The sequence below is a fragment of the Hyalangium versicolor genome (genome assembly GCF_020103695.1).
GTDB classification, from domain to species: domain Bacteria; phylum Myxococcota; class Myxococcia; order Myxococcales; family Myxococcaceae; genus Hyalangium; species Hyalangium versicolor.
Genome location: NZ_JAHXBF010000018.1, coordinates 291,319 through 297,655 on the forward strand (window position 1 = coordinate 291,319; position 6,337 = coordinate 297,655).

A 6,337-nucleotide genomic window follows, 5' to 3' on the forward strand; every position below is an offset into this window, starting at 1 on the left:
CAGTGCACCCACGAGGAGCGCCAGGAGACCTCTTGCTGTTCGATGGCTGCGCATCATGCCTTCCCGTTTCTCCTTCGTCTGAGAGGACGCTTCGTCAATCCAAGAAGCGGCGGCCCCAGCGGCGTAGTTCCTGGGTGCTGAGTTCCCCAGGCCTGTATTCACCTGTCAACTCGAAGAGGCAGGGCTCCAGGACCCGAGCCAGTTCGCGGTAGGCCGGCAAGTCCTGCCCTGCCTCGAGGTCCCCCGCTTCGGGCCACTCGCCCAAGGTCACGAGCGCCCGGCTGTCGTCGAGTTCCTGGACTGTCGCTCCAGGGGAGGAGATCTGCGCTCGCCAAGCCTCCACGCCTCCCAGCGATTTCAAGACCACCGGACCCAGGAAGTTCAGCCAATGGACGCCATCGATCCGGGTGCCCAGGAGAGAACCCAGGTTCCCAAGCATGGGAATATCTATCCCCGGATAGCGAAAGCAGATTTTCTTGATGCTCTGATAGGTTTCCCCAAATAGGAAGCCAGAGTTGAACGACAGGCCGCAGTGGCCCGAGTCGAATGGCAACAGGGATGCGAGCGTGAGTGCCAATTCACGCACACGGGTTGGCCCATGTGTTTCCAGGTACTCCGTCGGCAACCACAAGGTGACAAAGTTGACGGGCCCCGTCCTGAGAATGTCGGGTTCGGGTCTCAGATCTTGGCCTTCATACTCAAAACGGTAACTTTGTTCGGTGGCATCATCGCGCAGGCGCGCAGAGCCAACCTGAGGCCCGCTCATGTTTCGCCTCACCCATTCCCAGCTAGCGGCATCGAGCGTTTGCGTCTCGTCCTCATAACCAGAATACTGTGTGAGCGCCTTTGGGCCTACTGCTTCCAGATAGACATCCAGAGCGCGCATGACGGAAGAGGCAATCTCCTCATGAGGGCGGCTCATGTAGAAGCATAAGCTCAAGCCCACACGAAAACTCACCCACCCATGACCATGCTGGGTGTACGCGCGCAAGCGCGGGTAGCGAGCAGTCATGACTCAAGGTCCCCCTGTCGGCGAGATGGGTTCAGGATCAACTTTCAGAAGATCCTTATAAACTCTATCTTGGTATCTGCCTTGGTAAGGGTGGCCGACTGGATACTTTCGCCAACTGGGCAACCTGCCACTCTTGCAAGGGAATTTGTAATCAAACACCTTCTGAACAAGGAGTGGGTGACCATCGTGGAGCACGATGTCTGGAACAATGGTCCCCAGCTTCTCCGCGCTTCGCAGCATGGACTCCTTGGGTGGGTCGATCCACTCTGTGCGCCAATCCTCCGGCTTCTTCGGATCTGGGTTCTTGTTCGCTGGGTCCTTGGGCACACGCCGGTACCGAGGGGTCGTAACGAAGCCGCGCGGTTTGAGCTGGCTCAATCTCTCTTCCGCGCACCGTTGGGCTTCGTCGTGCATCTGTAGACCGAGCCACATGGCCAGGGTCATCTGTTCCCCTCCTGCGCTGGTCACCAAGTGATCGCATTCCGCATCCGTGGGCCGCCTGCCGCCCAGGTGCATGCGCAGCGTGTCGCCATAGGCCTTGTCCGCGCACGCTTGCAACGCCGCCCGAATGCGCTCGGCCAACGCCTCATCCATGGGAGTTGCTTGCGCATCTCGTGGACCTGGGGGTGGTTCCTCCTGACTGGGTCGCGATTGGCTCTCCTGCGGATCATCCCCCGCCCAGATGCCCGGCTCCCTGGAGGGAGGGAGAACGCGGCGGTGAGGACTGCGCGGCAACGCCTGGGGCTGCTGTCCGGGTTGCCCGGCGACAGGGGCTCCATGGCCAGGGCGGAGAGAAGGAGGCTGCGGCGTAACAGCCAAGCCGCGCTGGAGTTCCTGCCCTGACGACGCGCACCCGGCGACCAGGAGGAGAAGCAGGAGGAGAGGCACGCATGCCAGTTTAGAGCCGAGCACCCTCCTCTTGCTGCTGGTTTGCTGCTGGAGGGCGTCGGGGGAAAAGCGAAAGCCCTGGAGTTTCAGCGGAAGTCCGCGAAACTCTGCGGCTTTTGATGGTCGGGGAGACAGGATTTGAACCCGTGGACACGGGGGCCCCAACCCCGCGACGGCACACGCCTTTCGAGCAATCGCGAGTGAATCCGGGCACTTCGAGTCCACGGGGGAGTCCCCGCCAGTCCCACCTGGCCGCTGGAATCCCCTCCAGTCTTGGAGACATTTTGGAGACGGAAACAGGGGCGATGCGCTGTCCGTGGTCACTGCCCCAACTCGCTGCCGCCTGAATCCAACGAGCCCCTCTGCCTGCTGACCGTCCGAGAGGGTGCGGAAAGGTGGGGGATACCAATCGCTGCTTTAGGAACTGAGAGCGGCGGTTTCCTAACCCTTGAAGGGCCGCTTGGCCCTCGGGTGAGAGCGGCTAAGTTCCCGAGATTACTGAACATCGGCGTTCGTCCGCGTTCACTCAGGGTCGCTCGATTACGTACCAATTACGTACCCGCCAAAGGCGATTTCGAAACTGGCTCTCAGTTCGGAGGAAGAGGAGGTGGTGACTCCAAAGCCTGTTAGGTCGCGCTCGCGAACCTCGGTTCGAAGGTGAGGAGCCACTCGGGGACATCATCCGACGGCTGCGGCGGCTGTTTCGCAGGCGCAGCCACCGGATCCTTGAAGAACAGGTTCCAGGCGACGAACTGAAGGCATTTCGCGAATAGCGGAATCTGGGCCTGCTCCTCCGTGAGGACTCGGAGAAAGCCCGGGATCAGGTACATGTTCCATCCGGCGGTGAAGTACTCAGGGTCGTGGACCGAGGCCCAGATGTGCGCCACTTCCCAGCCCACCGCCACCTCGCGATTCTTCCCGTTCATCGAACGGCCAATGTACCGGCCGAAGGCAACCCTCGCGGTCGTGTTGTCGCAGACCTTGACCTGCCGCCCCTCCCAGACGGACACCTCGCTCTTCTTCTTGCCCGGATGATGCGCATTCGATTCACGCACGCAGTCGGGAAGCATGACGGGCGTCCGACGCACCACGCTCGGATGGATGAAGAGCGAGGCGTTCAGGACGATCCGCACGACTTCGGCGTCCGTCTTCCCTGTTGCCCACTCAAAGACTCGTAGCGGTGACGCCGAGAGGAGTTGCGGAACGTCCATGATCGCCTCCGATTTGAGGCTCAACATTCAGCAATTACTTCATCCGGTCAACCCGCGCTTCGAACTGGGAGAGCCCAGGGAAGAACTGGACATCCCCAGGGGCCAGCTCTTCACCAAACAAGGATGGCCAGTCAGTTTCGCTTCCGGCGCCCTTTGCCTTTGACAATCTGCTTTCCGAGTTTTTCTATTCTTCTTGTCCGCTTATCGAAAACCTCGATCAGCACATGTTCAAGCAGCTCAAACCCGTCAAGGACCTGCTCCTTGTCGAGATCTCCCGCGTGGCTTCCGACGTTGCCAATCCACTTCACGGCCATCAGGGAGCGAGCGAGAGTGCTATCGCGCTTCTCGAAGAGCTGTATTCGTGTGTGGAGGTTCAGTCGGACCCGACCCTTCTTTCCTTTGGTGAATCGAGGGATCTTGAGATGGGTGAGAACCATCTCTACACAAGTGCGGATGCGGTTCGCGCAAGAAGCAGAGTCCGACCAATGAAGTGCCCAGGCCCGCTTTAGTTCGCTCTTGATCGGTTCAATACATGTTTGGGGGATTCGGAAAATAGGGGGCGCTGGGTGGAAGAACACCGGACGGAACTGCGGAACCATCGCTTCGCCGTGTTCGGGATCTTCATATGTGTGGACAACGATAGAGTCTCCACACACAACAACAGGCTCGGAGCATTCTTGGCGAATACACACGAGGCGTCCAGAGAAACGTCCTAGATACCAGTCAGGCTCCCAAGCCTCTTCGGCTTGGTGCCGCGTATTGATTGAACCACTGGTCTCCTGCTCGGTGAAGGACTTCTCGACAGGGGTGAGCGTTCCGTCATTGCACATGGGGCAAGGCCATGCTGGCGCATGGTCCTTGTGGAAGGTCTCATTATCAGTCCATTTCGAACGATCAATGGCCATATTGCCCGGTCTGCTAGAACTCCGCCTTTCGAAGTATCGGCGGAGTAGAGGAATGAGCCTGCCCTAACCCACAACCACGAACCGCGATGAATGGCGGACGTTCAACCGCTGGATACTTGCCCGGACTCACCTAGCACCCTTCACCTACCCTGGTTGTTTCTCTCCCCGAGCGATTTGTCTCGGTGCGTGACCCCAGGGCTTGCTTGTTGGTGGGCAACTTGCGAGGCCCTATCTACTTCTTCACACCGACGTCGTCCCCGTCTCGGCGGAATGTGGTCTTGTAGTCGGGATTGGCAGGCGGCGGCGGCTGGGGCGGCTGGGGCGGCTGGGGCGGCTGGGGCGGCTGGGCGGGCTTGTCGCTAGAGACCTGAATTTCCATAAGCTATGTGACCTCCTACACTGCTTGTGGGAAATGTGAGCCGTCAAGACTACCCCAAGGCTCTTACGACTGCTGCGATGAAAAACACCGCGAGGATGAGCGCTACCTGAGCAAGCAGGAACTTGACTGCCCACTGGAAGTACACGGCCTTTTGATCGATCAATGGCCTGTTCTCGTCGTTGGCCTCATTCACAACACGAAGAATTTCATACCGAATTTTGGTCTCGCCATTCACAACGCCGTGTAAGAAATCCCTAGTAAGAGCGCGTGAACTGGGAAGCCCGGCGTAGTTCGTGCTGCTAAACGCCTTCATGCAACTGAACGCTAAGGCGGCGAACAGAAATGCGAAGCCGGAGCATGCAGCAGCTTGCCACTTTGGGCCTAGAAGCTCAGCGGCCTTAAAGAATCCGGTGGCGAGGAAGCCACTGAAACCGAACACCACGCCGATGCGGGTATTCAGGGTATCGTAGGCTTTCTCTAGCTGGTCGTGGCCGCGCAATGCGATTTCGAGCAGCGCCTTGACGGCCTCTTTATCGAGGGACGAATCGGGCAGACTGGGGGAGGGCGGTTCGACGAGGACGGATGCAACTTCCTGGGGGACTGGGGCGCTCACGGAAAGTGCCCCGGTTACGCTCAGGGAGGCATCAGCGGAAGCGGCTTTGTTGGTCGGTTGCATGTTCTCACCGGAACTATACCTTTGGTGGCGGACCCCGGGGAAGTTCGGACCCGGCATCGAGCCTGCGGGCTTCTCAGGCTTTGCTTAGACGGCCTGCTACGCAGGATGTTCGTGTTGAAGGTATTTTCCCGCAATCCGCTCCTGAATCCCTGCAAAGGGAAGATTTCTCGCATCCCTCCCATGGCGCTTCTCGATCAGGAAAATCTCCTCTCTCTGGCGGGATAAGGACCGAAGAAGAGGCTTCGTCCCCGTACCTGCCATGGTGCGGGCGAGGCGTGATCAGTCGGGCGGGAAGGGGGTGAACGCCATGCTGAGCGCCGTGAGGAAGCTGCTGGCCTCGACACTCATCCGAAAGATGGTGGCGGCTGTCGTCTTCGCGCTGGCCGAGCATCTTCGAGAACGGGTGAGGCACGGGCCGTAGTGCCCGGGGAGGAGTCCCGTTGTGGATGTGGCGGGCTTCCTCTTGCCCATGGAGAAGGTCGCATCGTCGAGGTGCGGCCTTCACTACTCACACCGGGAGGAACCGAACGATGCACAAGGCCATCAGCTTGAGTGCAGAAATGGCGGAGATCAGGAACGCCGTCGAGGGGGCTCGCTTCCTCGCGGATGAACTGGCGACAGGAGGTATGGAGGATCGGAAGCGCGAGCTTCAAGCCCCGCTCACCATCTCGGCCATCTTGGTGCTGGTGGAGTTACGGCTCCATCAGGTCGAGCGCGTGCTGCGGGGGGAGGATGATCCGCTGCTGCTGTGGGCTCCGCACAACGACGTGTCCCCCATCCAAGCAGAGGATGAGGAGCACGACCTGGTGCTCCGCTCGTGGAGCGAGCCAGGGGAGGACGAGGAGCCCTCGCCCCGGAAGATGTCATCGAAGTCCTCCGTGCAGGGCACGCCCAGGAGGACTGGCCCGTCGCCAAAGGCTTCACCTGATCAACCCGAGGAAGGTGGTGCTCAGCCGTCCACCACGGAGCCGAAGAGCTGAGCCATCCCCACCGGGAACGTTCACCGGGCGCGGGGGGAACGCAGGACGCGATCACCGGATCTGGGGCTCCGCGTCCTGTTTTATCTCTCATTGAGGAACCTCGGGCATGCAACCTGGCACACGAGGTCTGTTGCGAAAGTGGCCGTCGAGTTCCGCTGGTGATCCGTGTCCTTTCGGCAGGAGTGCGTGATGCCGCGATCCTCGGTGGGTAGACTGGGGTACGGCACGGCTTGCCGTTCTGAGCGAGAGGCCGTGGCAAAGCGGCGGGTTGCCCACCGCGCGCTGA

The 6,337-nt window shown here is 60.2% G+C and carries 7 protein-coding genes and 1 tRNA gene; 1 reads left to right on the forward strand and 7 read right to left on the reverse strand.

Annotated elements, in window-relative coordinates:
- Window positions 1-94 precede the first annotated feature (94 nt).
- The 7 genes from KY501_RS34105 to KY501_RS34135 form a co-directional block, all read right to left on the reverse strand.
- The gene (locus KY501_RS34105; protein WP_224367869.1) at window positions 95-886 is read right to left on the reverse strand and encodes a type VI immunity family protein; all 792 of its coding nucleotides are present in this window, start codon (window positions 884-886) and stop codon (window positions 95-97) included.
- Between the two features lie 129 nt (window positions 887-1,015).
- Complete coding sequence (locus KY501_RS34110) at window positions 1,016-1,606, reverse strand: hypothetical protein (protein ID WP_224367870.1); 591 nt, start codon at window positions 1,604-1,606, stop codon at window positions 1,016-1,018.
- A 414-nt stretch (window positions 1,607-2,020) separates the two neighbouring features.
- Window positions 2,021-2,138 (reverse strand) — tRNA-Pro (locus tag KY501_RS34115).
- Between the two features lie 388 nt (window positions 2,139-2,526).
- Window positions 2,527-3,111, reverse strand: coding sequence for a PM1201 family protein (locus KY501_RS34120; RefSeq protein WP_224367871.1), 585 nt, complete (start codon window positions 3,109-3,111; stop codon window positions 2,527-2,529).
- Window positions 3,112-3,242: 131 nt separating this feature from the next.
- Window positions 3,243-4,016: a DUF4145 domain-containing protein gene (locus KY501_RS34125; protein ID WP_224367872.1), complete on the reverse strand. Its 774-nt coding sequence runs from the start codon at window positions 4,014-4,016 to the stop codon at window positions 3,243-3,245.
- A 232-nt stretch (window positions 4,017-4,248) separates the two neighbouring features.
- A complete protein-coding gene (locus tag KY501_RS34130) occupies window positions 4,249-4,395 on the reverse strand; it encodes a hypothetical protein (protein ID WP_224367873.1) in 147 nt (48 codons plus the stop codon).
- A gap of 49 nt (window positions 4,396-4,444) precedes the next feature.
- The gene (locus tag KY501_RS34135; protein ID WP_224367874.1) at window positions 4,445-5,071 is read right to left on the reverse strand and encodes a hypothetical protein; all 627 of its coding nucleotides are present in this window, start codon (window positions 5,069-5,071) and stop codon (window positions 4,445-4,447) included.
- 560 nt (window positions 5,072-5,631) lie between these two features.
- Between KY501_RS34135 and KY501_RS34140 the strand changes: the two genes are divergently transcribed.
- Window positions 5,632-6,051: a hypothetical protein gene (locus tag KY501_RS34140; RefSeq protein ID WP_224367875.1), complete on the forward strand. Its 420-nt coding sequence runs from the start codon at window positions 5,632-5,634 to the stop codon at window positions 6,049-6,051.
- Window positions 6,052-6,337: the final 286 nt, after the last annotated feature.